We start from the raw sequence: 22,331 nt of genomic DNA on the forward strand, positions 1-22,331 counted from the left end.
GCGGCCAACATCGCCTACAACCTTCTCAAGGTCGCGGCGGGCAACAATGTGGCGATCGGACCGATCCTGCTCGGGGTCAAGGCGCCGGTGCACATCCTGACGCCGTCGGCGACGGTGCGGCGTATCGTCAATATGACGTCGCTGGTGGTGGTTGACGCGGCCGCCAAGCGCTAAGCCGCTGTCAGTCTTGAAAAGCCGGGCTTGCCCGGCTTTTTTATCGCTCGCGCGAGGTGGTCAGTGTGTGCACACATCCTATTAACACATTGAAACAATTGAAGTTTTCCACCCGCCTGGGGGGCGGGGATTGATTATTTATTGGCATGGGCGTAACCTTATGCCTTTGAAGTAGGCGCTCGTTACTCGCAACGATGCCGCCGGTATTCGCGCAGGCCGTCCGGGGTGCAGGCACAAAGGGCAGTTGAGGTGGCGTGGCAGCCGCGCAACGATCCCTTGCCAATTTTGTTGGCGCCCCCAGATCAAGACAAGCAACGTGGGTTCCCAGATTCCTTTGACGCAGCGCGCATCACAATGGATTTCAGCCGCCGGTCTGGCGCGAGTGGCAAGCCGGGTGCTGGCAGGCGTGGCGGTTTCGTGCGCGTTGGCCCAGCCTGTGCTGGCGCGTCAGGCGATCGATGATGGCACGGGAACCATCGCGGTACAGCAGTTGCCCAACGAGGCACAGTTGACGTTGGAACGTATCGAAGCGGGTGGCCCGTTTCTCTACGCCAAGGATGGTTCGAGGTTCGGCAACTACGAGCGCGTCCTGCCGCAAAGGTCGCGCGGTTATTACCGCGAATACACGGTGAAAACAAACAGCCGGAATCGAGGAGCAAGGCGGATCGTATGTGGCGGTGATCAACGCGCCACCAGCGACTGTTATTACACGGACGACCACTACAACAGTTTCAAACGGATAGCCAAATGATGACTGACATTTTCGGATTGGGCGACGCCCTTGCCGCCCGCGAAGAGCGCGGCGCCGGAGATGGCTGGCACCGGGCCCAGACCCAGGCCCAGAATCTTTACGACAACGTGTTGATGATGCCTCGCAACGAGCTCTCGCACCAACCGCCGCTCGCACCCGTTCCCGCAGCCGGCACTGACGGCAGCCAAGAGGGAGCCATGAACCTGTTCAAGACGGTGCGTCCGAACATCGTCCAGTCGATTCGCGCGTTTCGCGTGCCCGAGCTTGCACAGGCGGCGGCGGAGTTGGGCCAGCATTTCCTCTACGCGAACTGCGCGCACTGCCAGAGCAAGGCAGAGGTGCTGGAAACCATCGCCACCAATTTCCTGTTTCCCAAGCATTTCGGGAAGAATTTCGATGCGCTGGCCGATTGCCTGACCGACCTGATCCACAAGGCGGGCGCGCAGCCCGGTTTCGTGATCGTGCTGGAAGGCCTGCCCATCGCGCAGAAATTCGACAAGGAAGGGCGCGAGGTCCTGCTCGATGTCTTCCGCGACGCTGCCGAGTTCTGGGCCGAGCGCAAGGTGCAGTTCCGCGTGTTCTACTCTTTCGCCTGAGCGCCCGCCGCCCACAGGAAAAACAGGATGACAAAGGCCCGCTTGCAGCGGGCCTTTTGCTTTGCCGGCGCGGCGCCGGTGTTATGCCGCCGGCGGCATCTGGCCTTGCGGCGTGAGCTTGTCGATCAGTTCCGGCAAACCTTCGCTAAGGTGGGCGGCTACATCATCCTGTGACATGCCGGTCGAATTGGCCAGGCTCTCCAGCGCGCCAGTGCCGCCGAGGGCGCCGGCCAGCGCGGACGGCGAGACGGGCTGATTGGCCCCGGTGCCGATCCAGGAATTGATCTGCTCGCCCAGGCCAGCCTGCGCCAGGACCTGCTGCAAGGCGCCGATGCCGCCCGCCGCCGCGCCCAGTGCGGGCGCGTCGCCAGCGCCCTGCTGCCCCTGGCCTCCAAGCAGGCCGCCCAGCAATCCGCCGAGATCGAGGCCACCAGGCGCGCCGCCAGCCGCGGCGCCGCCACCCGCACCACCCAACAGCCCGCCGAGCAACCCACCGAGGCCGCCAAGCCCGCCAAGTCCACCGACGCCGGCGGCCGGATCGGCCGGATCATGTTCCGCCCCGGGACTGCCTTCGGCGCCTTTATGGCGCATCGCCAGCATGGCCAGCAGCCCGAGCGCCATCATCATCTTCGGGTTCAGGCCGCCAGCGCCGCTTTCGCCGCCGCCGCGCTGCCCGAGCACTCCGCCCAGCACGCTATCGAGTAGTCCCATGATCGACTCCTTCCGGTGAGTGTGGCGCCGGGCCGGGATAGCCCGGATGCCGTCAAAATCCGCCCAATACCGCGTTGAGCACGGCCAGGCAAGCGAGCCCGGCAGTCTCGGTACGCAAGATGCGCGGCCCGAGTGACACGCCCGTGAAACCTGCGTGCAGCGCCGCAGCTTCCTCGTCCGGCGCGAGTCCGCCTTCCGGTCCGATCAGCAGCGTCACGCCGGTGTCCAGCAGCGCGCCACGCTGCTCCGCGGCAAACGATACCAGCGACTGCGAGGCGCGCGGCGTGATCAGCAACCGTGCGCCCCGGGCCGCCGCCGGGTTCGCCTGCAGCCCCAGCCATGATTCCAAGTTAGCCACCGGTGCGACCTCGGGCAAGCGATTGCGTCCGCATTGCTCGCATGCCGCCTCGACCAGCGCCTGCCAGTGCGCGTGGCGCTTCTGCGCGCGCTCTGCCGAGAGCCGGACCACCGAACGTGCCGCCTGCAGCGGCTGGATCGCCGCCACGCCGAGCTCGACGGCTTTCTCTATCAGCCAGTCCATCTTGTCGCCGCCGGCCAGTCCTTGCGCCAGCGTGACGCGGAAGGGTGGCTCGGCCTCAGACGGATCGTGGTCGCGGATTCGCGCCAGCGCATGGCGCTTGCCAATCTCGACCAGGGTGGCGGCATGGCTGCCGCCGCGCCCGTCGAACAGGGTGATGTCGTCGCCCGGGTTGAGCCGCAGTACCTGGACATGCCGCACTACCGCTTCGGGCAGTGGCATGTCGGTCTCGGTGGCCAGAGCGGAATCGATAAAAAAGCGCGGCGGCATCAGGTGGGTCCGTCCTTATCTTCGCCGGCGGCCTTGTCCAACGGTTTGGCGAATCCCCAACGGTAACCGTCGGGATCCTTGACCATGCAATAGCGGTCGCCCCAGAACTGGTCGTCGGGCGCCATCAGGCTGACCGCGCCGGCGGCGACAGCGCGCGCGTACATGGCATCGACATCGTCGCAGTACACGTAGAACGTCTGCGGGCATTCGACGCCGAGCGAGCTGGGCGTACGCGCGGTACTGCCCCAGGCGCCTTCGGGCGCGAACATCACCACCAGTTCTCCCCGGTAGTGCATCTCGGCGTGGGTCGGCACACCGTTTTCGTCGACCACGTTCCCCGCGCTGAAACCGAAGGCGCGGTGGTAGAAGTCGAGCGCGCTGCGCCCGTTGCCCACCGTCAGGTAGGGCGTGAGCCAGGGGGTGTTGGCCGGTCTTGTCATGATCGTCTCCTGGTTACGGGAAGCCGCGCGGGGCTTGCCGCGGCGGCAAGACTCGCGGTGCGAATGAGCATCTTACGCGGGTGCGCCGGCGCTGTCGAAAAGCGCTTGCAGGTGGCGGGGAAGGGTGAACAAGGCCGGGTGGAGCGCCGCGTGGTAGCAGCGCAGGGTCCGTTCCAGTTTCCAGGCGCGCAGCCGCTCGCCGAGCAGCGCGGTGCCGGTGCCGCGCACGTCCAGCGCGTCGCTGGCCAGCGCGATGGCCCATGATGCACCGTGCACCGGGATAAAGGCGCTGAGGGGCTGGACCTGGGCGAAGCACTGGCGCAATCTTGCGCAGAGCACGCGAACCGGGTCGGGGCGGTGCTCCGGCGGGCCGAGTTGCAGGGACAGCGCGCCGCCCGGCGCCAGGCAGCGCCTGGCGGCTTGCAGGCCGTGGGCGGAGAAGAGGGCCGCCGCCGGGCTGCCATCGTCGGCCTCCGTAAGGTCGAACACGATCAGGTCGAACCGCCGCCCGGCACGGCCGAAGGCTTCCATCAAGCCCAAGGCATCGCCAATGGCGAGGTGCACGCGCGGATCGTCGAAGGCGCCCTGGTGGATACCATCGAGCCAGGCCCGGGCCAGCGTCACGACCTCCGGATCGAGTTCGGCCACCACCACTTCGCGCATGAATGGCAGGCGCAGCAGTTCACGCGCCGAGCCGCCGTCGCCGCCGCCGACCACCAGCGCCGAACGTGCCGCGCCATGAGCCACGGCCATGGGGTGCACCATCAGTTCATGCTGGATAAAGGCATCCGCTTCGGCGCACATGACGCGGCCATCGAGGCGGAAGATCCGGCCAAAGCGGGCATTCTCGCCAATCTCGATCTGCTGGTACGGCGAGCGCACCGCCGCCAGCAGCCGAATCTGGCCCAGGGTGGTGCCGATGCCGGGGGAGAGCCATTCGGTCCATTGCAGATGGCCGCCGGCCGGGGCCGCCGGGTGCCCGGATTCGGCCTTTCCTTCTGGTAAAATCGCGCTTTTCCCGCCGCCAGGTTCCCGCCGCATGTCTCACCTCGCTCATCCCGCCGCCAGTCCGCACGCTTCGCAGCCCGTCCAACTCATGGCCAACGCCATCCGCGTCCTGGCCATGGACGCCGTCCAGCAGGCCAATTCAGGCCACCCAGGCATGCCGATGGGTATGGCGGATATCGCGGTGGCGCTGTGGGGCCGCCATCTGAAGCATAACCCGACCAACCCCCAGTGGGCTGATCGCGACCGCTTCGTGCTGTCCAACGGCCACGGCTCGATGCTGCTCTATGCGTTGCTTCACCTGACCGGCTACGACCTGCCGCTGGAAGAGCTGAAGAACTTCCGCCAGATGCACAGCAAGACCGCCGGCCACCCGGAATACGCCATCACGCCGGGCGTCGAGACCACCACCGGCCCGCTGGGCCAGGGCCTCACCAACGCAGTCGGCATGGCGCTGGCAGAGCGCCTGCTGGGCGAGGAATTCAACCGTCCCGGCTTCGATATCGTCAATCACCACACCTATGTGTTCCTGGGCGACGGCTGCCTGATGGAAGGCATCAGCCACGAAGCCTGTTCGCTGGCCGGTACGCTGAAACTGAACAAGCTGGTCGCGCTGTGGGACGACAACGGCATCTCGATCGACGGCGATGTCGTGCACTGGTTTGCCGACGATACCCCGAAGCGGTTCGAAGCCTATGGCTGGAATGTGATTCGCGCGGTGGACGGCCATGATGCCGCCGCCGTCGACGCAGCCATCGCCGAAGCCAAGTTCAGCCATCGTCCGACCCTGATCTGCTGCCGTACCCTGATCGGCAAGGGCGCGCCCAACAAGGAAGGTGGTCACGATGTGCATGGTGCGCCGCTTGGCGGCGCTGAGATCCTGGCCACGCGTGAAGCGCTGGGCTGGGCCCACGCACCGTTCGAACTGCCGGCCGAAGTCTATACGGCATGGGATGGCAAGGCCCGCGGCGGTTCGCTGGAGAAGGCCTGGAACGCGCTGTTCGAGGCCTATGCCGAGCGTTTCCCGTATGAAGCCGGCGAATTCCAGCGCCGTATGCGTGGCGAGCTGCCCGGCGCATTCGACGCTGCCGTGGACGCATTCCTGGCCAAGTGCGAGGAAAAGGCCGAAACGATCGCCACSCGCAAGGCCAGCCAGAACACCATCGAGGCSYTCGSCCCGGTGCTGCCGGAATTCCTGGGCGGCTCGGCCGACCTGACCGGCTCCAACCTGACTAACTGGTCGGGCAGCAAGGCAGTGCGCGCCGATGCCTGGGGCAACCATATCAACTACGGTGTGCGCGAGTTCGGCATGAGCGCCATCATGAACGGCATCACGCTGCACGGTGGCTACATTCCCTACGGCGGCACCTTCCTGACCTTCTCGGACTACAGCCGCAACGCGCTGCGCATGGCGGCGTTGATGAAGATCCGCACGCTGTTCGTGTTCACCCACGACTCCATTGGCCTGGGCGAAGACGGCCCGACCCACCAGTCGATCGAACACGTTGCCAGCCTGCGCCTGATCCCCAACATGGACGTGTGGCGTACCGCCGACACCACCGAGACCGCAGTGGCCTGGGCCCAGGCCGTGCGCCGCGAGAATGGGCCGAGCTGCCTGATCTTCAGCCGCCAGAACCTGCCGTTCCAGAAGCGCGACGATGCGACCCGCGCCAATATCGCGCGCGGCGGCTATGTGCTGCGCGACGGCACCAATGCCAGGACCGGCCGTCCGGATGCCGTGATCATCGCCACCGGCTCGGAAGTGGGCCTGGCTGTGGGCGCTGCCGACCAGCTGGCCGCCGACGGCGTGCACGTGCGCGTGGTCTCGGTGCCGGCGACGACGGTGTTCGACAAGCAGGATGCCGCCTACAAGGCATCGGTGCTGCCGGCAGGCGTGCCGCGCGTGGCGGTGGAAGCCGGCGTGACGGATTTCTGGTGGAAATACCAGGTCCAGGCCGTGGTGGGCATCGACACCTTCGGCGAATCGGCTCCCGCTGGCGTATTGTTCAAGCACTTCGGCTTCACGGTCGAGAACGTCGTGCGCACCGTGCGCGACACGCTCGGTCAGTAACAGGTATTCCCCGGCCCGAGCAGCGGTCGAGTTGGCCGCGCGGGCCGGCAGACGCTTTCCCGCATCCATCGATCGTTAGCCTACTCAGGAGATAAACATGACCATCAAGATCGGCATCAACGGCTTCGGCCGCATCGGGCGCATGGTGTTCCGCGCAGCCGCCGCCAACTTCAAGGAAATCGAAGTCGTTGGCATCAATGACCTGCTCGAGCCCGACTACCTGGCCTACATGCTGAAGTACGACTCGGTGCACGGCCGCTTCGACGGCGAAGTGTCGGTCGACGGCAACACGCTGATCGTCAACGGCAAGAAGATCCGCCTGACCGCCGTCAAGGACCCGTCCGAACTGAAGTGGGGCGAGATCGGCGCCGACGTGGTGATCGAGTCCACCGGCATCTTCCTGACCAAGGAAGGCGCGCAGAAGCATATCGACGCGGGCGCCAAGAAGGTGATCATGTCGGCCCCGTCGAAGGACGACACCCCGATGTTCGTGTACGGCGTGAACCACGACACGTACAAGGGCGAGGCGATCATCTCCAACGCCAGCTGCACCACCAACTGCCTGGCGCCGGTCGCCAAGGTGCTGAACGACAAATGGGGCATCAAGCGCGGCCTGATGACCACCGTGCACGCCACCACCGCCACGCAGAAGACCGTTGACGGCCCGTCCAACAAGGACTGGCGCGGTGGCCGCGGCATCCTGGAAAACATCATCCCGTCGAGCACCGGCGCCGCCAAGGCAGTGGGCGTGGTGATCCCCGAGCTGAACAAGAAGCTGACCGGCATGTCGTTCCGCGTGCCGACCTCCGACGTGTCGGTGGTCGACCTGACCGTTGAGCTGGAAAAGGGCGCAACCTACGCCGAGATCTGCGCCGAAATGAAGGCGCAGAGCCAGGGCGCGCTCAAGGGCGTGCTGGGCTACACCGAAGACAAGGTGGTCGCCACCGATTTCCGCGGCGATGCGCGTACCTCGATTTTCGACGCGGAAGCCGGCATCGCGCTGGACTCGACCTTCGTCAAGATCGTGAGCTGGTACGACAACGAGTGGGGCTATTCCAACAAGGTACTGGAAATGGCCCGCGTGGTCGCCAAGTAACTTTGTCGGAACAGATTGGCTAGCGCCGAGAAAAGCGGCATTCCACGGAATGCCGCTTTTTGTCCGCCTGTGTGCAGGCGGATCCGCACAGGCCGGAAAGCCAGGGCGGGCCCGGAATACCTGTTCCGTTCCCGCCTTTGCTCTTACACTGCTAAAGTGCTAGAAAATACTGATTTGCAGCCAATGCAAGTGACGATCCAGTCATTCGCAGTCTCCAATCCAACCTGGGCGAGATCATGGTGAATGTGGATACCAAGCTGCTCGTGATTTTTACCGAGTTGCTCAGCAAGCGAAACGCGACCTATGTCGCGGAAAAAATGCATATGACCGCGCCCGCGGTCTCGCATTCGCTGGGTCGCCTGCGCGAGATCTTTGACGATCCTCTTTTCATCCGCGTGCCGCACGGCCTGACGCCGACGCCGCGAGCCCTGGAACTGGGCCCGAAGATTCGCGACATGCTGGATCTGTGGTCCTCGATCAACGAGGGCGACGCCGATAACTTCGATCCCGCGGTAGCCACCGGCACCCTGAATATCGGCTTTGCAGCCGAACTGGGCGATACGGTCTTCAACCGCTTCATCCTGCGCATCAAGCAACTGGCGCCGGAACTGCATATCAAGCTGGTTGAATCGCATTCCTGGGAGTCGGATGTTGCCGCCATGCGCGGCAATGAGCTGGATCTGGCGTTCTCGCCGTTCCCGACCCGGCATCCTGAGATCGTGGAAGAGATGGTTACCTCGCTCAACCTCTGGGTTTGTGCGCGCAAGAACCATCCGGTGCTCAAGGGCACCTGCACGCTCGAGCAGTATCTCGATTGCGGGCATATCTTCATGGCGCACTCGGGCGGCAATGGCCGCCCGGCGCCGTCGCTGATCCCGCTCGACTACGCCCTGCAGCAGCGCGGACTGAAGCGCAATGCAACGTTGACGGTGCATTCCTGGCGCGCGCAATCCGAGTTGGCCGCGCAGACCGACATGATCTTCACGGTCAATGCGCTGACCAAGGACATGGCCTGCGAGACCTATGGGCTCAAGGCCTTCCCCTTGCCGGCCGAGCTCAATACCACGCTGGGCCTGAACATGTTCTGGCACCGCAGCCGCAACACCCACCCCATGCTGGTGTGGGCGCGCGGGCTGTTCCGCCAGGTCGTGGGCGAATTCGTCGGCGTGCCGGCCACCGCGCGCGGCCTGCATATCGTTGCCGAACAGGACCGGCAGGAAACCTGAGATTGGCCTGAGAATAAAAAAACCGGCGCGAGCGCCGGTTTTTTTATGTTGTCGTGGCCGGCGCGCTAACGCTTCGGGCGGTGCGAGCAGTCAGTCTTGGTGCAGTTGCCGTACAGCGACAGTGCGTGCTCCTGCAGCGCGAAGCCGCGTTCGCTGGCGATGCTTTGCTGGCGGCGCTCGATTTCGGAATCGTAGAATTCCTCCACGCGGCCGCAGTCGATGCACACGAGGTGGTCGTGGTGCTTGCCCTCGTTCAGTTCGAAGATGGCTTTGCCGGATTCAAAGTTGTTGCGCGACAGCAGTCCCGCCTGCTCGAATTGAGTCAGCACGCGATAGACGGTAGCGAGGCCAATGTCCATTTGTTCGTTGAGCAGGATGCGATAGACATCTTCCGCGCTCAGGTGGCGCTGCTCGCTGGTCTGAAAGATCTCGAGGATCTTCAGGCGCGGTACGGTCGCTTTAAGACCGATATTTTTGAGGTCCGCCGGACTCGGCATGGGCGTGACTCCCTAGAGTACAATGTCTGGATAGTTGAATCATAAGGGTTTTGGCGGCAAAAGTCGCCCCGGCGGTTACCTGGGGTGCGGCCACCCTCCCTGGGCTGCGCTCGCGATGCTCTATCGCCGCAGCCGGCTCGTGGTATATCCCGTTAGAGCCTGGATCGGCACTTTTCTCTCCCTTCTAGAAGCGAGATACATGCGTTCATTCCGTTCGTCCGCCATGCGTCCGACGCTGGTTACTACTGTGCTGGCTGCTGCCCTGCTAACGGCAGCGTGCTCCACCTATGACAATACGTCGCGCAAGGTCGCCAACGCGATCACGCCGTATCGTATCAACATTGTGCAAGGCAACTTTGTCTCGCGCGAAGCCGCCGCGCAGCTGCGCGAGGGCATGACGCGCGACCAGGTCAAGTTCCTGCTTGGCACGCCGCTGCTGACCGATGTGTTCCATGGCAACCGCTGGGACTACGTGTTCTCGTTCCGCCGTGGCAATACGCCGGTGGTGCAACAACGTCGCTATACGGTCTTCTTCGATGGCGACAAGCTCGTCAAGTTCGGCGGTGACGAGTTGCCGTCCGAATACGAGCTGATCGCCGAAATCGACGGTATGAAAGCGATGCAGGCAGGCAAGGCAGTGACGCCGAAGCCGCAAACCGATGCGCTCGCTCCGGCCTCCGATGCCGCGGCAACCCCGGCCGCCCCCGTCGCGGCGGCCAATGAAGCCGCCGCTCCAGCCGATGCCGCCACCGCTCCGGCGGCAGGCAAGTCCGTCGAGGCGGCCGCATCGTCGGCTGCCGCGGAGACCGGTGCTGCCAGCCCGACCCACTGACCCGTTTGGCCCGACAATGCCGGCCGCCCACGCGGCCGGCTTATTTTTGACTGCTGACACGCCATGAATATCGCCATCGCAGGTGCCTCCGGCCGCATGGGCCGCATGCTGATCGAACACGTACTCGCCACTGAAGGCGTGACCCTGTCTGGTGCGCTGGATGTGCCCGGCGCGCCGGCCCTGGGCCAGGATGCCGGGTTGCTGCTGGGCCGCACGACCGGCGTGACGATTACCGCCGACATCGAAGCCGCCCTCGCCGGTGCCGACTGCCTGATCGACTTCACACGGCCGGAGGGCACGCTGGCGCACCTGGCGGTGGCGGCGCGCCTTGGCGTGAAGATGATCATCGGCACCACTGGCTTTGACGACGCCGGCCGCGCCGCCGTGGCCGAGGCTGCCAAGCGTATCGGCGTAGTGTTCGCCGCCAATATGAGCGTTGGCGTCAACGCCACCTTCAAGCTGCTGGAAGTGGCCGCCAAGCTGCTTTCATCGGGCTACGACATCGAAGTTATCGAAGCGCACCACCGCCACAAGGTGGACGCGCCGTCCGGCACGGCGCTGGCGATGGGCGAGGTGGTGGCCAAGGCACTGGGCCGCGACCTGAATACCTGCGGCGTCTTTGCCCGCGAAGGCCATACCGGCCCGCGCGATCCCAACTCCATTGGCTTTGCCACCGTGCGCGGCGGCGACATCGTGGGCGACCACACCGTGATGTTCGCCGGCATTGGCGAGCGCATCGAGATCACGCACAAGTCGTCCAGCCGCCAGTCGTATGCCGACGGCGCGCTGCGCGCCGCGCGCTTCCTGGCCGACAAGCCCAGCGGCCTGTTCGACATGCAGGACGTACTGGGCCTGAAGTAAGGCGCCGGGTCCGTCCTGCGACGTCAGCCCCGACGGTTATAATCGGCACTTTCGCCGTTCCAGCGCAGGCGGGCGCCGCAAGGCAGCCCGCCGCTTATCTTTTCCACGCTTTTCGCACGCCAACGCAGTTGCCGTTGTCCTGAATATGCAAGACAAATACCTTCCCTCAGCCGTTGAACAAGCCGCCCAGCAACACTGGCAAGCCATTGATGCCTACCGCGTATCGGAAGAGGCGAAGCTGGCCGACGGCAGCGAGAAGCCCAAGTTCTATGCGTGCTCGATGTTGCCGTACCCGTCGGGCAAGCTGCATATGGGGCATGTGCGCAACTACACCATCAACGACGTGATGGCGCGCCACCTGCGCATGAACGGGCACAACGTGCTGATGCCGATGGGCTGGGATGCGTTCGGCATGCCGGCGGAAAACGCCGCGCTCAATAACGGCGTGGCGCCGGCGGCCTGGACGTACGACAACATCGCCTACATGAAGCGCCAGATGCAGTCGATGGGCCTGGCCATCGACTGGTCGCGCGAGGTTGCCACCTGCAGCCCGGACTACTACCGCTGGAACCAGTGGCTGTTCCTCAAGATGCTGGAAAAGGGCATTGCCTATCGCAAGACCGGTACGGTGAACTGGGATCCGGTCGACCAGACCGTGCTGGCCAACGAGCAGGTCATCGACGGGCGCGGCTGGCGCTCGGGCGCGCTGGTTGAAAAGCGCGAGATCCCGATGTACTACCTGCGCATCACCGACTACGCCGAGGAACTGCTCGGCGATCTCGACAGCCTGGGCTGGCCCGAGCGCGTCAAGATCATGCAGCAGAACTGGATCGGCAAGAGCGTGGGCGTGCGCTTCGCCTTCCCGCATGCCATCGCCGACGATGACGGTAAGCTGATCGGCGACGGCAAGCTCTACGTGTTCACCACGCGCGCGGACACCATCATGGGCGTGACCTTCTGCGCGGTCGCCGCCGAGCATCCGCTCGCCACCCATGCCGCCGCCGCCAATCCCGAGCTGGCCGCCTTTATCGACGAGTGCAAGCACGGCTCGGTCATGGAAGCCGATATGGCGACCATGGAAAAGAAGGGCATGCCCACCGGCCTGAAGGTGGTGCACCCCATCACCGGCGAGCAGGTCGAGGTTTGGGTCGGCAACTATGTGCTGATGAGCTATGGCGACGGCGCCGTGATGGGCGTGCCCGCGCATGACGAACGCGACTTTGCCTTCGCCAACAAGTACGGCCTGCCGATCAGGCAAGTCGTCGACGTCAAGGGCCAGGCCTTCTCGACTGAAGCCTGGCAGGAATGGTACGGCGACAAGGAGCACGGCACCTGTATCCATAGCGGCAAGTACGACGGCCTCGGCTACCAGGCGGCGGTGGAAGCCATTGCCGCGGACCTCGGCGCCAAGGGCCTGGGCGAGAAGAAGATCACCTGGCGCCTGCGCGACTGGGGCATCTCGCGCCAGCGTTACTGGGGCACGCCGATCCCGCTGATCCATTGCGAGGACTGCGGCGTGGTGCCGGTGCCCGAGCAGGACCTGCCGGTGGTGCTGCCCGAAGACCTGGTGCCGGACGGCACCGGCAACCCGCTGGCCAAGGATCCGCGTTTCCTCGCGTGCACCTGCCCGTCGTGCGGCAAGCCGGCGCGTCGCGAGACCGACACCATGGATACCTTCATCGATTCGTGCTGGTATTACATGCGCTATACCTGCCCGGATGCGGCCACCATGGTCGACGGCCGCAACGACTACTGGATGCCGATGGACCAGTACATCGGCGGCATCGAACACGCGATCCTCCACCTGCTGTACGCCCGCTTCTGGACCAAGGTCATGCGCGACATGGGCCTGGTCACGTTCAATGAGCCGTTCACCAACCTGCTCACGCAGGGCATGGTGCTCAATGACACGTACTACCGCGAAGACGCGGCCGGCAAGAAGACCTGGTACAACCCGGCCGAGGTCGAGGTCAGCACCGATGAGCGCGGCCGCCCGCTGGGCGCCGTCCTCAAGGCCGACGGCCAGCCGGTGGTGATCGGCGGTGTCGAGAAAATGTCGAAGTCCAAGAACAACGGCATCGACCCGCAGGCGCTGATCGACCAGTACGGCGCCGACACCGCGCGCCTGTTCGTCATGTTCGCCGCGCCGCCCGAGCAGCAGCTCGAGTGGAGCGGCTCGGGCGTGGAAGGCGCTTCGCGCTTCCTGCGCCGCGTGTGGAACTACGGCTATGCCAATGCCGGGGCGATTGCCGCGGCCGGCAATGCCGCGACGTCGGGCGACGCCGATGGCGCGCTGCGCCGCGAGATCCACGGCGTGCTCAAGCAGGCCAACTACGACTACCAGCGCATCCAGTACAACACCGTGGTGTCCGCCACCATGAAGATGCTCAACGCGCTGGAGGACGCCAAGCAGGCTTCCCCGGCCGCGCGCCGCGAATGCTTCGGCATCCTGCTGCGCGTACTGTACCCGGTGGTGCCGCACGTGACCCACGGGCTGTGGCAGGAGCTCGGCTACGCCACGCAGTACGGCGACCTGCTCGACGCCGCCTGGCCGCAGGTCGATGAAGCCGCGCTGGTGCGCAGCGAGCTCGAACTGGTGCTGCAGGTCAACGGCAAGGTGCGCGGCAGCCTGACGGTGCCGGCGGATGCCGATCGTGCCGCCATCGAGGCCATGGCCGCCGCCAGCGAGATCGTTGCCAAGTTCGCCAACGACGCTGCGCCGAAGAAGATCGTGGTGGTCCCGGGCCGCCTCGTCAACGTGGTGCTTTAAAGAGCGCTGACCAAGCCTACAAGGGAGCTGCCCATATGGATGGACAGAAGCTGGATCGACCGAGGCAGGGCCGCCGCAAGGTCCTGGCCGCGCTGCTGGCGGCCAGCCTGCTGGGCGGCTGCGGCTTTCACATGCGCGGCAATGCGGATTTTGCTTTCAAGCGGCTTTACCTGAGCATTCCGGCCAATACGCTGATGGGCTCCGATCTGCGCCGCGCCATCCGCAACGGCTCGGACACGCAGATCGTGTCTGATCCGAAAGACGCGGATGCCTTGCTCGATGTGCTGCAGGACACGCGTACCAAGACCGTGTTGTCGATCACCACTGCCGGCGTGGTGCGCGAATACCGCCTGACGCAGCGCTTCACCTTCCGCTTGCGCGATGCTGGGGGCCAGGAGCTGATCGCGCCTTCGCAACTGGTGCTCACGCGTGACCTGACCTACAACGAAGCTAACGCGCTGGCCAAGGATTACGAAGAGCAGCAGCTCTACCGCGATATGCAGCGCGATATCGTGCAGCAGCTGATTCGCCGGCTGAGCGCGGTCAAGACGATCTGAGCCGCGCGCAAGCGCCGCCCAGAGAACCCGACACGGCAAGGACAGAGGAACAAGCGCACCGCATGCAGCTCAAGCTCGACGGACTCGAAGCGCACCTGCGCACGGCCAAGGGACGCGGCCTGGCGCCGCTCTACGTGGTGCACGGCGACGAGCACCTGCTGGTGCTGGAGGCGGTCGACCGCCTGCGCCAGGCGGCGCGCGAGTCCGGCTTCACGGAGCGCGAGGTGCTGTCGTCCGAACGTGGCTTCAACTGGGGTCAGGTGGTCCAGGCGCAGCAATCGATGTCGCTGTTCGGCGACCGCAAGATCGTCGAATTGCGGATTCCCTCCGGCAAGCCCGGCAAGGACGGTGGCGAGGCGCTGCGCGCCGTGGCCGCTCATCCCTCGCCGGACGTGGTCATGCTGATCACGCTGCCGCGGCTGGATTTCGCTACGGCGAAATCGGCCTGGTTCCAGGCGCTGGACGCCGCCGGGGTGTCAATCAAGGTCGACTCCATCGACCGCAGCCGGCTGCCGGCCTGGGTCGGCGAGCGGCTCGCGCTGCAGCAGCAGCGCGTTGAGCCCGGCGAGCCGGGGCGCAGGGCGCTGCAGTTCATCGCCGACAAGGTCGAAGGCAACCTGCTGGCCGCCCACCAGGAAATCCAGAAGCTTGGCTTGCTCTATCCCGCCGGCTCGCTGACCTTCGAGCAGGTGCACGATGCGGTGCTCAATGTGGCCCGCTACGACGTCTTCAAGCTCTCCGAAGCCATGCTCGGCGGCGACGTGCCGCGGCTGGTGCGCATGCTGGAAGGGCTGCGCGGCGAGGGCGAGGCCACGGTGCTGGTGCTGTGGGCGCTGACCGAGGAAATTCGCGTATTATCCAAGGTCCGGCAAGGGTTGGCGGCAGGCAAGCCGAGCGGCGTCCTGATGCGCGAACTGCGTGTCTGGGGCGTGCGCGAGAAGCTGGTACCGCAGGCCGCGCAGCGCCTCTCGCTGGCGCAACTCGAATCCGCACTGGGGATGGCCGCCAAACTGGACCGGCAGGTCAAGGGCCTGCGCGCCGAAGGCATGCCGGCCGAACCCTGGGATGGCCTGCTGCAACTGGCACTCACCATCGCCAGGTAAGCGGCGGCGCAGCAGCGCGCGACGGTTCGCATCTGCCTGCATTGCAGGATTTTGCCAGCCGTTGCCGACAAGAAACCAAGCATTGAGGGCCGGATCGCCTGGCCAGGAATATGAACGAGCTCGATCTCACGCAGTACATGGACCGCGTTGGCCAGCAGGCCCGCGCCGCCTCGCGCGCCATGGCGCGCGCCTCCACCGCCGACAAGAATCGCGCGCTGCTGACCATCGCCGCGGCCATCCGTCGCGACGCCGCCCACCTGAAGACGGTGAATGCCGGCGATGTCGAGCGTGCCCGCGCCAACGGCCAGGACGCTGCCTTCATCGACCGCCTGACGCTGTCTGACAAGGCCATCGACACCATGGCCGCCGGCCTCGAGCAGATCGCCGCGCTGGCGGACCCGATCGGCGAGATCAGCAATATGAAATTCCGCCCCACCGGCATCCAGGTGGGACAGATGCGCGTGCCGCTGGGCGTGATCGGCATCATCTACGAGTCGCGGCCCAACGTGACCATCGATGCCGCCGCGCTCTGCCTGAAGTCGGGCAACGCCACTATCCTGCGCGGCGGTTCCGAAGCCATCGACTCCAACACCGCGCTGGCCGCCCTGGTGGCCGAGGGCCTGGCCGCCGCCGGCCTGCCGCCCGAAGCGGTGCAGGTGATCTCGACCACCGACCGCGCCGCCGTGGGCCGGCTCATCACCATGACCGAATACGTCGACGTGATCGTGCCGCGTGGCGGCAAGAGCCTGATCGCACGGCTGATGGAAGAAGCCCGGGTGCCGATGATCAAGCATCTGGACGGTATCTGCCACGTCTTCATTGATACCGCCGCCGACCTGGAAAAGGCGGTGCGCATCTGCGACAACGCCAAGACCCAGCGCTACGCACCGTGCAATACCATGGAGACGCTGCTGGTCGCGCGCGACATCGCGGCCGCGGTGCTGCCGCCGCTGTGCCGCATCTACCAGGAAAAAGGCGTGGAGCTGCGCGTCTGCGCCGCCACCCGCGCCACGCTGGAAACCGCCGGCTTCACCGGCCTGGCCGATGCCACCGAGGAAGACTGGCGCCTGGAATACCTGGCCCCCGTGCTGGCGATCCGCACCGTGGCGGGGCTCGATGAGGCGATTGCGCACATCAATACCTACGGCTCGGCGCACACCGATTCCATCGTCACCGAGAACTACAGCGCCGGCATGCGGTTCCTGCGCGAGGTCGACTCGGCCAGCGTGATGATCAATGCATCGACCCGCTTTGCCGATGGCTTCGAATACGGCCTGGGCGCCGAGATCGGCATCTCCAACGACAAGCTGCACGCGCGCGGCCCGGTTGGGCTGGAAGGCCTGACCTCGCTGAAATACGTGGTGTTCGGGCACGGCGAGATCCGTACCTGAGCGGGCAAGGGCAGGGCTGGCCATGCGGCTGGTCCTGGCCCGCCGCCGGCGATCGCCGGCGGCTTCCGTTTCGCATCCCCACCGTTCCCGCGGGAACCCAACCACAAAAGAACGCCTGATGCTCTGGGTCAAAGCGCTGCACATCGTCTTCGTCGTTTCCTGGTTCGCCGGCTTGTTCTACCTGCCCCGCATCTTCGTCAATCTCGCCATGGAGCGCGAGCCTGCCGGCGTGCAGCGCCTCCTGCTGATGGCACGCAAGCTCTACCGTTTCATGACCATGCTGGCGGTGCCCGCGCTGGTGTTCGGGCTGTGGCTATATGTCGGCTACGGCATCGGGCGCGGTCCGGGCCAGGGCTGGATGCATGCCAAGCTGGCGCTGGTGCTGGTGCTGATCGGCTATCACCATGGCTGCGGCGTGTTGCTGAAGAAGTTCGAAGGCGGCCGCAATACGCGTTCGCATACCTTCTATCGCTGGTTCAATGAGTTGCCGGTGCTGGTCTTGCTGGCGGTGGTGATCCTGGTGGTGGTCAAGCCGTTCTGACGGGCGCCGTCCGGCAGGTTCCGGCGTTTTTCCCGTATCGTATCCACTTCGTATTCCCCCTCGTTCCAGGCGCCGTTGTCTCGCCCCACACCCCGTCCAGAGGACATGATGAGCAAGCAGGTCGACTACTACCTCACCCCGCAATCGCCTTTCGTCTACCTTGGCCACGAGCGCTTTGCCGCAATCGCGGCCAGGCATGGCGCGCAGGTCAATCTCAAGCCCTGCGACCTGGGCCGCGTGTTCTCCGTCTCGGGCGGCTTGCCGCTGGCGCAGCGGCCGCCGCAGCGCCAGGCCTACCGCCTGATCGAACTGGCCCGCTGGAGCGAATTCCTGGGCGTGCCGCTCAACCCGCAGCCGGCCTTTTTCCCGGTCTCCGGCGATGCCGCCAGCAAGCTGCTGATCGCCGTGCAACTGGCGCACGGCACCACCCGCGCGATGGAACTGGTTGGCGTCATCGGCCGCGCGCTGTGGGCCGAGCAACGCAATATCGCCGATGCCGCCACGCTGGCTCAGCTGGCCGACGGCATCGGGCTGGATGGCGCGGCGCTGCTCAAGGCGAGCGATGCCCAGGCAGTGCAGGCCGCATATACACAGCACACGCAGGATGCGATTTCCGCTGGCGCGTTCGGCGCGCCGTGGTACGTTTATGAGGGCCAGCCCTACTGGGGCCAGGACCGTCTCGACTTCCTCGATCGCGCGCTCGCGGCGACCTGAAGTCCCGGGCGCGGTACACTGCGCGCTATCCGACCCCGTCCGCCACGGCGGACGTTTTTGTTTGCAGGAATTCCCAAGCCATGTCCCAAGCCTTTTTTGCCTCCTGCCCGCGCGGCCTTGAGAGCGCACTCGCCGAAGAGTTGCACGAGATCGCGGCGCGGCCCGGACTGGCCAAGCTCGCACCCATCCAGGTCCATCGCGAAATGCCGGGTGGCGTCACTTTCTCCGGCGAGATGCCTGCGGCCTACGTCGTCAACCTGCACTCGCGCATTGCCAGCCGGGTGCTGATGCGGGTGGCCAACCGGGGCTACCGGCGTGAGGACGATATCTACGACCTGGTGCGCGCCCAGCGCTGGGATCAGTGGTTTTCGCCGGACGAGACGCTGCGGGTGGACGTTACCTCGCATCGCTCGCCACTGCAGAGCCTGAACTTCATCGCGCTGCGGATCAAGGATGGTGTTTGCGATACCATGCGCGAGCGCCTGGGCGAGCGTCCCAGCGTGGACACCGTGAATCCCGACGTGCGGCTCTATGCCCACCTGACGGAGCATGACTGCACGCTGTATCTCGACACTTCGGGCGATCCGCTGTTCAAGCGGGGCTGGCGCCTGGAGAAAGGCGAGGCGCCGCTGAAGGAAAACCTGGCCGCCGGCATCCTGCGCCTGGCCGGCTGGGTGCCCGGCCAGACCGAACGCCCGTTCTATGATCCGATGTGCGGCAGCGGCACCTTCCTGGTGGAGGCCGCGCAGGTGGCACTGGGCCTGGCGCCCGGCGCCGCCCGCGGTTTTGGCTTCGAGCGCCTCAAGGGGGCCGACATCAAGACCTGGAATGCATTGAAAGCGGCTGCGCGGGACGACGAGGAGGCGGCGCGCAAACGCGTGGCGTCCGAGCCCCTGGAGATCGCGGGCAGCGATATTTCCACCGACATGTTGTCCATGTCGCAGGCCAACTGGGAACGCGCCGGCTTGCCGGGCGAGGTACGCCTGAAGCAGGTGGATGCGCGTTTCGCGCAACCGCCGTTCGTTGCCTCCGGCCTGCTGCTGATGAACCCGCCCTATGGCGAGCGGATCGCGGTACGGGGAGAACGCCGCCGGCCGCTGGACGAAGCGCCTGTTGACGAGATCGACGACGAGGCCGCCAACCAGTTCGCCAGCGCCTTCGCCACCACGCTCAAGCAGCATTTCGCGGGCTGGCAGGCATGGGTGTTTACGGGCGACCTGTCGCTGCCGCGCCGGCTGCGGCTCAAGGAATCGCGCCGTACGCCGCTCTACAACGGCAATATCGAATGCCGGCTGTTCCGTTTCGACATGGTGCGAGGCGGCAACCGCAACGCGCCGGCCCAGCCTTCGGCCTGACGAGCGCGGGACCGGAGGGCGAGCCTCTCCGGTCTCGCGGCGCTTTGCTCACTAGCGTGGCGCGCGTCCGGTCACGCGTTCGGGGTGGCGGGCGAAGTCCTCCAGGAAGCCCTGGAAGCTGACCACCGGTTCCTGCAGCAAATGGCGCGGCAGGTCGAACAGCGCGTAGAAATAGTCCTCGCGCCCTTCGCAGTGCTCGGCCGGCAGGCAGTATTGCTCCCAGTCGATGCAGGCCGGGGTGTACATACCGTTGCCGGGCCAGAAGAAGGGCACGATGCGGCCCTCACGCAGCCCTTCGATCAGGGCCGCCGGTGCATCGTAGGCTTCCGCGGATTCCACCTGGTTGATCAGTCCGGCGCGCGTCTCGATCACCATCAGCGTGGCCTGGCCCTGTGCCGTCAGCATCAGGATGCCGGCCGGGTTGGGGTAGAGGTAGTACTCGACAAAGCCGTAGCGCGCGGTGATCTGCCGCACGCGCTCGCAGATCGCCGGATCCGACAGGAAGGAAAACGAGTGGCGCGTCAGCAGGTCGCGCAGCGTGCGCGAGAGGGTGGCGAAATACTGCTGCTGGAGCGCGTCGATCTCCTGGTCCAGCCGCTCCACCATATTGCTGTCGTGTTTCTTGACGTAGCGGTCGATCAGGCCGTGGTTGAAACCCTGCACGGCGATACCCTCGTCGGCGGTACCGGTCAGCAGGATGGTCTTGCACGGCAGGTCCTGCAGGGCCTGGCAGAACTCCAGTCCGTTCATCTGCGGCATCGAGTAATCCACCACGATCACGCCCGGCTGCACAAAGCGATTGAGGTCGTGGATCTGCCGGTAGATGCGGTCGATGTCGAGCTGCACGGTGCGCCGCTCGGTCAGGAAGGTCAGGTCGTCATGCGTCACCCGTACCGGCAGGAAGCCGGTGAAGCGTGTGGTGTAGGTATCGCGGATCCATTGCAGCGCCTCGCGCGGATCGGTGAAGGTGACCACCGGCCGCGACGGATCCATCTGGAACGCCAGGCTGTCGATAAACGATTTGCTGTCGTCGACAAGCACCGTGAGGATCGGGTGATGGAAGACCGACAGATTCCTGTCCTGGGGGTTGAATGTCATGTTGCTTTCGGCTCCGGTGTCGGCGGACACGGCGGGCGGATGGTTTGGCGCGGCTGGGGATCCGGTTCGGCAAGGCCGGGGACGGATCGGTTCGGGGCGGCCCACCGCGCTGGACTACACCTGGCCCTGTTCGGATGACCGGCGTGCGTGCCATGGCCGGCGACCGGAAATCAGTATAGCGTGCCCGCGCTTCCATGCAACCGGCATGCGGTGGGGCAGAAAAAAAGCGCGACTGTGTCGCGCCGGGGTGACGGCGGAGACAGGCGCGGGCCCGTCTCCGTCCTTTGCGGCTGGCTTACTCGATGGCCTTGCCCATGTCCTCGACGACCTTCTTGGCGTCACCGAACACCATCATGGTCTTGTCCATGTAGAACAGTTCATTGTCCAGGCCCGCGTAGCCCGCGGCCATCGAACGCTTGTTCACGATGATGGTCTTGGCCTTGTAGGCTTCCAGGATGGGCATGCCGGCGATCGGCGAGGCGGGATCGGTCTTGGCGGCCGGGTTCACCACGTCGTTGGCGCCCAGCACCAGTACCACATCGGCCTGGCCGAACTCGCTGTTGATGTCTTCCATTTCGAAGACCTGGTCGTAAGGGACTTCGGCCTCGGCCAGCAGCACGTTCATATGGCCCGGCATGCGGCCGGCCACGGGATGGATGGCGTACTTTACCGTCACACCCTTCTCGACCAGCTTCTCGGTGAGTTCCTTGAGCGCATGCTGCGCGCGCGCCACCGCCAGGCCGTAGCCCGGCACGATGATCACGGTCTCGGCATTGCCCATCAGGAAGGCCGCGTCGTCGGCCGACCCGGACTTCACGTTGCGCTGCGCCTGGCCGCCGGCAGCGGCCGCCGCGGGCGCCCCGCCAAAGCCGCCGAGCAGCACGTTGAAGAACGAGCGATTCATCGCCTTGCACATGATGTACGAGAGGATGGCACCGGAGGAGCCCACCAGCGAGCCGGCAATGATCAGCATCGGGTTGTTGAGCGAGAAGCCGATACCGGCGGCCGCCCAGCCCGAGTACGAGTTCAGCATCGACACCACCACCGGCATGTCGGCGCCGCCGATCGGGATGATGATCAGCACGCCCAGCACGAAGGCGATCGCCAGCATCAGCAGGAAGGGCAGCCAGTCTTGCGACAGGCAGAAGATGATGCCGAAGCCGATCATGGCCACCGCCAGCAGCAGGTTCAGCAGATGCTGCCCGGCGAAGGACACCGGCGCACCCTGGAACAGGCGGAACTTGTACTTGCCCGACAACTTGCCGAAGGCGATCACCGACCCGGAGAAGGTGATGGCGCCGACAAAGCAGCCGATGAACAGCTCGATGCGGTTGCCAAACGGGATATCGTGCGAGCCCGGCGGCGTGATGCTGAATGCCGACGGCTCGGCCACCACGGCCACCGCGATGCAGACCGCGGCCATACCGATCAGCGAGTGCATGGCGGCCACCAGTTCAGGCATCTTGGTCATCTCGACCTTTCTTGCCACGTAGGCGCCGATGCCGCCGCCAACCACCAGCGCACCGAAGATCAGCGCCATGCCTTCGGCGACCGACGACTGGCCCGCGCCGATGGCCAGGAACTCGCTCTTGAGCTTGGCGATCAGCACCAGCGTGGTCACTGCGGCGATGGCCATGCCGATCATGCCGAAGGCATTGCCGCGCCGCGCGGAACTGGGATGCGAGAGGCCCTTGAGCGCCTGGATGAAACACACCGAGGCCAGCAGGTAGAGCA

22 protein-coding genes are annotated in these 22,331 nt (G+C 65.4%); 15 read left to right on the plus strand and 7 right to left on the minus strand.

What is annotated here, in order from left to right; translation table 11 throughout:
• The 3 genes from AC1DT6_RS38125 to AC1DT6_RS38135 all read left to right on the plus strand — a co-directional run.
• Positions 1 to 174 (plus strand): phosphate acyltransferase (locus tag AC1DT6_RS38125; RefSeq protein WP_477112007.1); only part of this gene is annotated, 174 nt, incomplete at its 5' end.
• Between the two features lie 406 nt (positions 175 to 580).
• Positions 581 to 925, plus strand: coding sequence for a ribonuclease (locus tag AC1DT6_RS38130; protein ID WP_441635134.1), 345 nt, complete (start codon positions 581 to 583; stop codon positions 923 to 925).
• Positions 922 to 1,521, plus strand: coding sequence for a barstar family protein (locus tag AC1DT6_RS38135; protein WP_045240736.1), 600 nt, complete (start codon positions 922 to 924; stop codon positions 1,519 to 1,521). The genes AC1DT6_RS38130 and AC1DT6_RS38135 overlap by 4 nt, the downstream gene beginning before the upstream one ends.
• An 81-nt stretch (positions 1,522 to 1,602) precedes the next feature.
• Here the strand turns inward: AC1DT6_RS38135 and AC1DT6_RS38140 are convergent, their stop codons facing one another.
• The 4 genes from AC1DT6_RS38140 to AC1DT6_RS38155 form a co-directional block, all read right to left on the minus strand.
• The gene (locus AC1DT6_RS38140) at positions 1,603 to 2,232 is read right to left on the minus strand and encodes a YidB family protein (protein ID WP_441635100.1); all 630 of its coding nucleotides are present in this window, start codon (positions 2,230 to 2,232) and stop codon (positions 1,603 to 1,605) included.
• A gap of 52 nt (positions 2,233 to 2,284) precedes the next feature.
• A complete protein-coding gene (locus AC1DT6_RS38145; RefSeq protein ID WP_441635102.1) occupies positions 2,285 to 3,040 on the minus strand; it encodes a 16S rRNA (uracil(1498)-N(3))-methyltransferase in 756 nt (251 codons plus the stop codon).
• A complete protein-coding gene (locus AC1DT6_RS38150) occupies positions 3,040 to 3,480 on the minus strand; it encodes a VOC family protein (RefSeq protein WP_441635104.1) in 441 nt (146 codons plus the stop codon). The genes AC1DT6_RS38145 and AC1DT6_RS38150 overlap by 1 nt, the downstream gene beginning before the upstream one ends.
• A gap of 72 nt (positions 3,481 to 3,552) precedes the next feature.
• Positions 3,553 to 4,521 carry a spermine/spermidine synthase domain-containing protein gene (locus AC1DT6_RS38155; RefSeq protein WP_441635106.1) on the minus strand — a complete coding sequence of 323 codons (969 nt, stop codon included), beginning with the start codon at positions 4,519 to 4,521 and terminating at the stop codon, positions 3,553 to 3,555.
• Between AC1DT6_RS38155 and tkt the strand changes: the two genes are divergently transcribed.
• The 3 genes from tkt (at position 4,520) to AC1DT6_RS38170 (ending at position 8,878) form a co-directional block, all read left to right on the plus strand.
• Positions 4,520 to 6,556: a transketolase gene (gene tkt / locus AC1DT6_RS38160; RefSeq protein WP_477115480.1), complete on the plus strand. Its 2,037-nt coding sequence runs from the start codon at positions 4,520 to 4,522 to the stop codon at positions 6,554 to 6,556. The two genes, AC1DT6_RS38155 and tkt, sit on opposite strands and share 2 nt — an antisense overlap.
• 97 nt (positions 6,557 to 6,653) lie before the next feature.
• Entirely contained in the window at positions 6,654 to 7,652 is a 999-nt protein-coding gene (gene gap, locus AC1DT6_RS38165) for a type I glyceraldehyde-3-phosphate dehydrogenase (protein WP_045240731.1), read from the plus strand.
• 236 nt (positions 7,653 to 7,888) lie between these two features.
• Positions 7,889 to 8,878 carry a LysR family transcriptional regulator gene (locus AC1DT6_RS38170; protein WP_045240730.1) on the plus strand — a complete coding sequence of 330 codons (990 nt, stop codon included), beginning with the start codon at positions 7,889 to 7,891 and terminating at the stop codon, positions 8,876 to 8,878.
• Between the two features lie 65 nt (positions 8,879 to 8,943).
• Here AC1DT6_RS38170 and fur read toward each other — a convergent pair whose 3' ends face one another.
• Entirely contained in the window at positions 8,944 to 9,375 is a 432-nt protein-coding gene (gene fur, locus AC1DT6_RS38175) for a ferric iron uptake transcriptional regulator (protein ID WP_045240729.1), read from the minus strand.
• Positions 9,376 to 9,574: 199 nt separating this feature from the next.
• Here fur and AC1DT6_RS38180 point away from each other — a divergent pair, with 199 nt between their 5' ends.
• The 9 genes from AC1DT6_RS38180 (at position 9,575) to AC1DT6_RS38220 (ending at position 19,499) form a co-directional block, all read left to right on the plus strand.
• Entirely contained in the window at positions 9,575 to 10,207 is a 633-nt protein-coding gene (locus tag AC1DT6_RS38180; protein WP_441635113.1) for an outer membrane protein assembly factor BamE, read from the plus strand.
• Between the two features lie 63 nt (positions 10,208 to 10,270).
• On the plus strand, positions 10,271 to 11,068 hold the full coding sequence (gene dapB / locus AC1DT6_RS38185; protein WP_441635115.1) for a 4-hydroxy-tetrahydrodipicolinate reductase: 798 nt from the start codon (positions 10,271 to 10,273) through the stop codon (positions 11,066 to 11,068).
• A 145-nt stretch (positions 11,069 to 11,213) separates the two neighbouring features.
• Entirely contained in the window at positions 11,214 to 13,838 is a 2,625-nt protein-coding gene (gene leuS / locus AC1DT6_RS38190) for a leucine--tRNA ligase (protein WP_441635117.1), read from the plus strand.
• Between the two features lie 35 nt (positions 13,839 to 13,873).
• On the plus strand, positions 13,874 to 14,395 hold the full coding sequence (locus AC1DT6_RS38195; protein ID WP_477104539.1) for an LPS-assembly lipoprotein LptE: 522 nt from the start codon (positions 13,874 to 13,876) through the stop codon (positions 14,393 to 14,395).
• 62 nt (positions 14,396 to 14,457) lie between these two features.
• Complete coding sequence (gene holA, locus AC1DT6_RS38200; protein ID WP_441635121.1) at positions 14,458 to 15,498, plus strand: DNA polymerase III subunit delta; 1,041 nt, start codon at positions 14,458 to 14,460, stop codon at positions 15,496 to 15,498.
• A 110-nt stretch (positions 15,499 to 15,608) separates the two neighbouring features.
• Positions 15,609 to 16,889: a glutamate-5-semialdehyde dehydrogenase gene (locus AC1DT6_RS38205; protein ID WP_441635123.1), complete on the plus strand. Its 1,281-nt coding sequence runs from the start codon at positions 15,609 to 15,611 to the stop codon at positions 16,887 to 16,889.
• Positions 16,890 to 17,007: 118 nt separating this feature from the next.
• Positions 17,008 to 17,430: a CopD family protein gene (locus tag AC1DT6_RS38210; protein WP_441635125.1), complete on the plus strand. Its 423-nt coding sequence runs from the start codon at positions 17,008 to 17,010 to the stop codon at positions 17,428 to 17,430.
• A gap of 108 nt (positions 17,431 to 17,538) precedes the next feature.
• Entirely contained in the window at positions 17,539 to 18,144 is a 606-nt protein-coding gene (locus AC1DT6_RS38215; protein ID WP_441635136.1) for a 2-hydroxychromene-2-carboxylate isomerase, read from the plus strand.
• A gap of 80 nt (positions 18,145 to 18,224) precedes the next feature.
• Entirely contained in the window at positions 18,225 to 19,499 is a 1,275-nt protein-coding gene (locus AC1DT6_RS38220) for a THUMP domain-containing class I SAM-dependent RNA methyltransferase (RefSeq protein WP_477104540.1), read from the plus strand.
• Between the two features lie 51 nt (positions 19,500 to 19,550).
• On the opposite strand, the gene AC1DT6_RS38225 is transcribed toward AC1DT6_RS38220, so the two are convergent.
• Together AC1DT6_RS38225 and AC1DT6_RS38230 are read right to left on the minus strand one after the other, a co-directional pair.
• Complete coding sequence (locus AC1DT6_RS38225; RefSeq protein ID WP_428180365.1) at positions 19,551 to 20,597, minus strand: response regulator; 1,047 nt, start codon at positions 20,595 to 20,597, stop codon at positions 19,551 to 19,553.
• Positions 20,598 to 20,892: 295 nt separating this feature from the next.
• Positions 20,893 to 22,331: NAD(P)(+) transhydrogenase (Re/Si-specific) subunit beta (locus tag AC1DT6_RS38230; protein ID WP_477115481.1), on the minus strand; the 1,439-nt coding region annotated here is incomplete at its 5' end.

The organism is Cupriavidus sp. 01L45 (assembly GCF_056399885.1).

What these genes read in the sequence shown, in the direction of transcription:
- AC1DT6_RS38135 (WP_045240736.1), top strand. Translation starts at nt 922, where the DNA reads ATGATGACTGACATTTTCGGATTGGGCGACGCCCTTGCCGCCCGCGAA.
- AC1DT6_RS38140 (WP_441635100.1), bottom strand. Translation starts at nt 2,232, where the DNA reads ATGGGACTACTCGATAGCGTGCTGGGCGGAGTGCTCGGGCAGCGCGGC.
- AC1DT6_RS38145 (WP_441635102.1), bottom strand. Translation starts at nt 3,040, where the DNA reads ATGCCGCCGCGCTTTTTTATCGATTCCGCTCTGGCCACCGAGACCGAC.
- AC1DT6_RS38150 (WP_441635104.1), bottom strand. Translation starts at nt 3,480, where the DNA reads ATGACAAGACCGGCCAACACCCCCTGGCTCACGCCCTACCTGACGGTG.
- AC1DT6_RS38155 (WP_441635106.1), bottom strand. Translation starts at nt 4,521, where the DNA reads ATGCGGCGGGAACCTGGCGGCGGGAAAAGCGCGATTTTACCAGAAGGA.
- gap (WP_045240731.1), top strand. Translation starts at nt 6,654, where the DNA reads ATGACCATCAAGATCGGCATCAACGGCTTCGGCCGCATCGGGCGCATG.
- AC1DT6_RS38170 (WP_045240730.1), top strand. Translation starts at nt 7,889, where the DNA reads ATGGTGAATGTGGATACCAAGCTGCTCGTGATTTTTACCGAGTTGCTC.
- fur (WP_045240729.1), bottom strand. Translation starts at nt 9,375, where the DNA reads ATGCCGAGTCCGGCGGACCTCAAAAATATCGGTCTTAAAGCGACCGTA.
- AC1DT6_RS38180 (WP_441635113.1), top strand. Translation starts at nt 9,575, where the DNA reads ATGCGTTCATTCCGTTCGTCCGCCATGCGTCCGACGCTGGTTACTACT.
- dapB (WP_441635115.1), top strand. Translation starts at nt 10,271, where the DNA reads ATGAATATCGCCATCGCAGGTGCCTCCGGCCGCATGGGCCGCATGCTG.
- leuS (WP_441635117.1), top strand. Translation starts at nt 11,214, where the DNA reads ATGCAAGACAAATACCTTCCCTCAGCCGTTGAACAAGCCGCCCAGCAA.
- AC1DT6_RS38195 (WP_477104539.1), top strand. Translation starts at nt 13,874, where the DNA reads ATGGATGGACAGAAGCTGGATCGACCGAGGCAGGGCCGCCGCAAGGTC.
- holA (WP_441635121.1), top strand. Translation starts at nt 14,458, where the DNA reads ATGCAGCTCAAGCTCGACGGACTCGAAGCGCACCTGCGCACGGCCAAG.
- AC1DT6_RS38205 (WP_441635123.1), top strand. Translation starts at nt 15,609, where the DNA reads ATGAACGAGCTCGATCTCACGCAGTACATGGACCGCGTTGGCCAGCAG.
- AC1DT6_RS38210 (WP_441635125.1), top strand. Translation starts at nt 17,008, where the DNA reads ATGCTCTGGGTCAAAGCGCTGCACATCGTCTTCGTCGTTTCCTGGTTC.
- AC1DT6_RS38215 (WP_441635136.1), top strand. Translation starts at nt 17,539, where the DNA reads ATGAGCAAGCAGGTCGACTACTACCTCACCCCGCAATCGCCTTTCGTC.
- AC1DT6_RS38220 (WP_477104540.1), top strand. Translation starts at nt 18,225, where the DNA reads ATGTCCCAAGCCTTTTTTGCCTCCTGCCCGCGCGGCCTTGAGAGCGCA.
- AC1DT6_RS38225 (WP_428180365.1), bottom strand. Translation starts at nt 20,597, where the DNA reads ATGACATTCAACCCCCAGGACAGGAATCTGTCGGTCTTCCATCACCCG.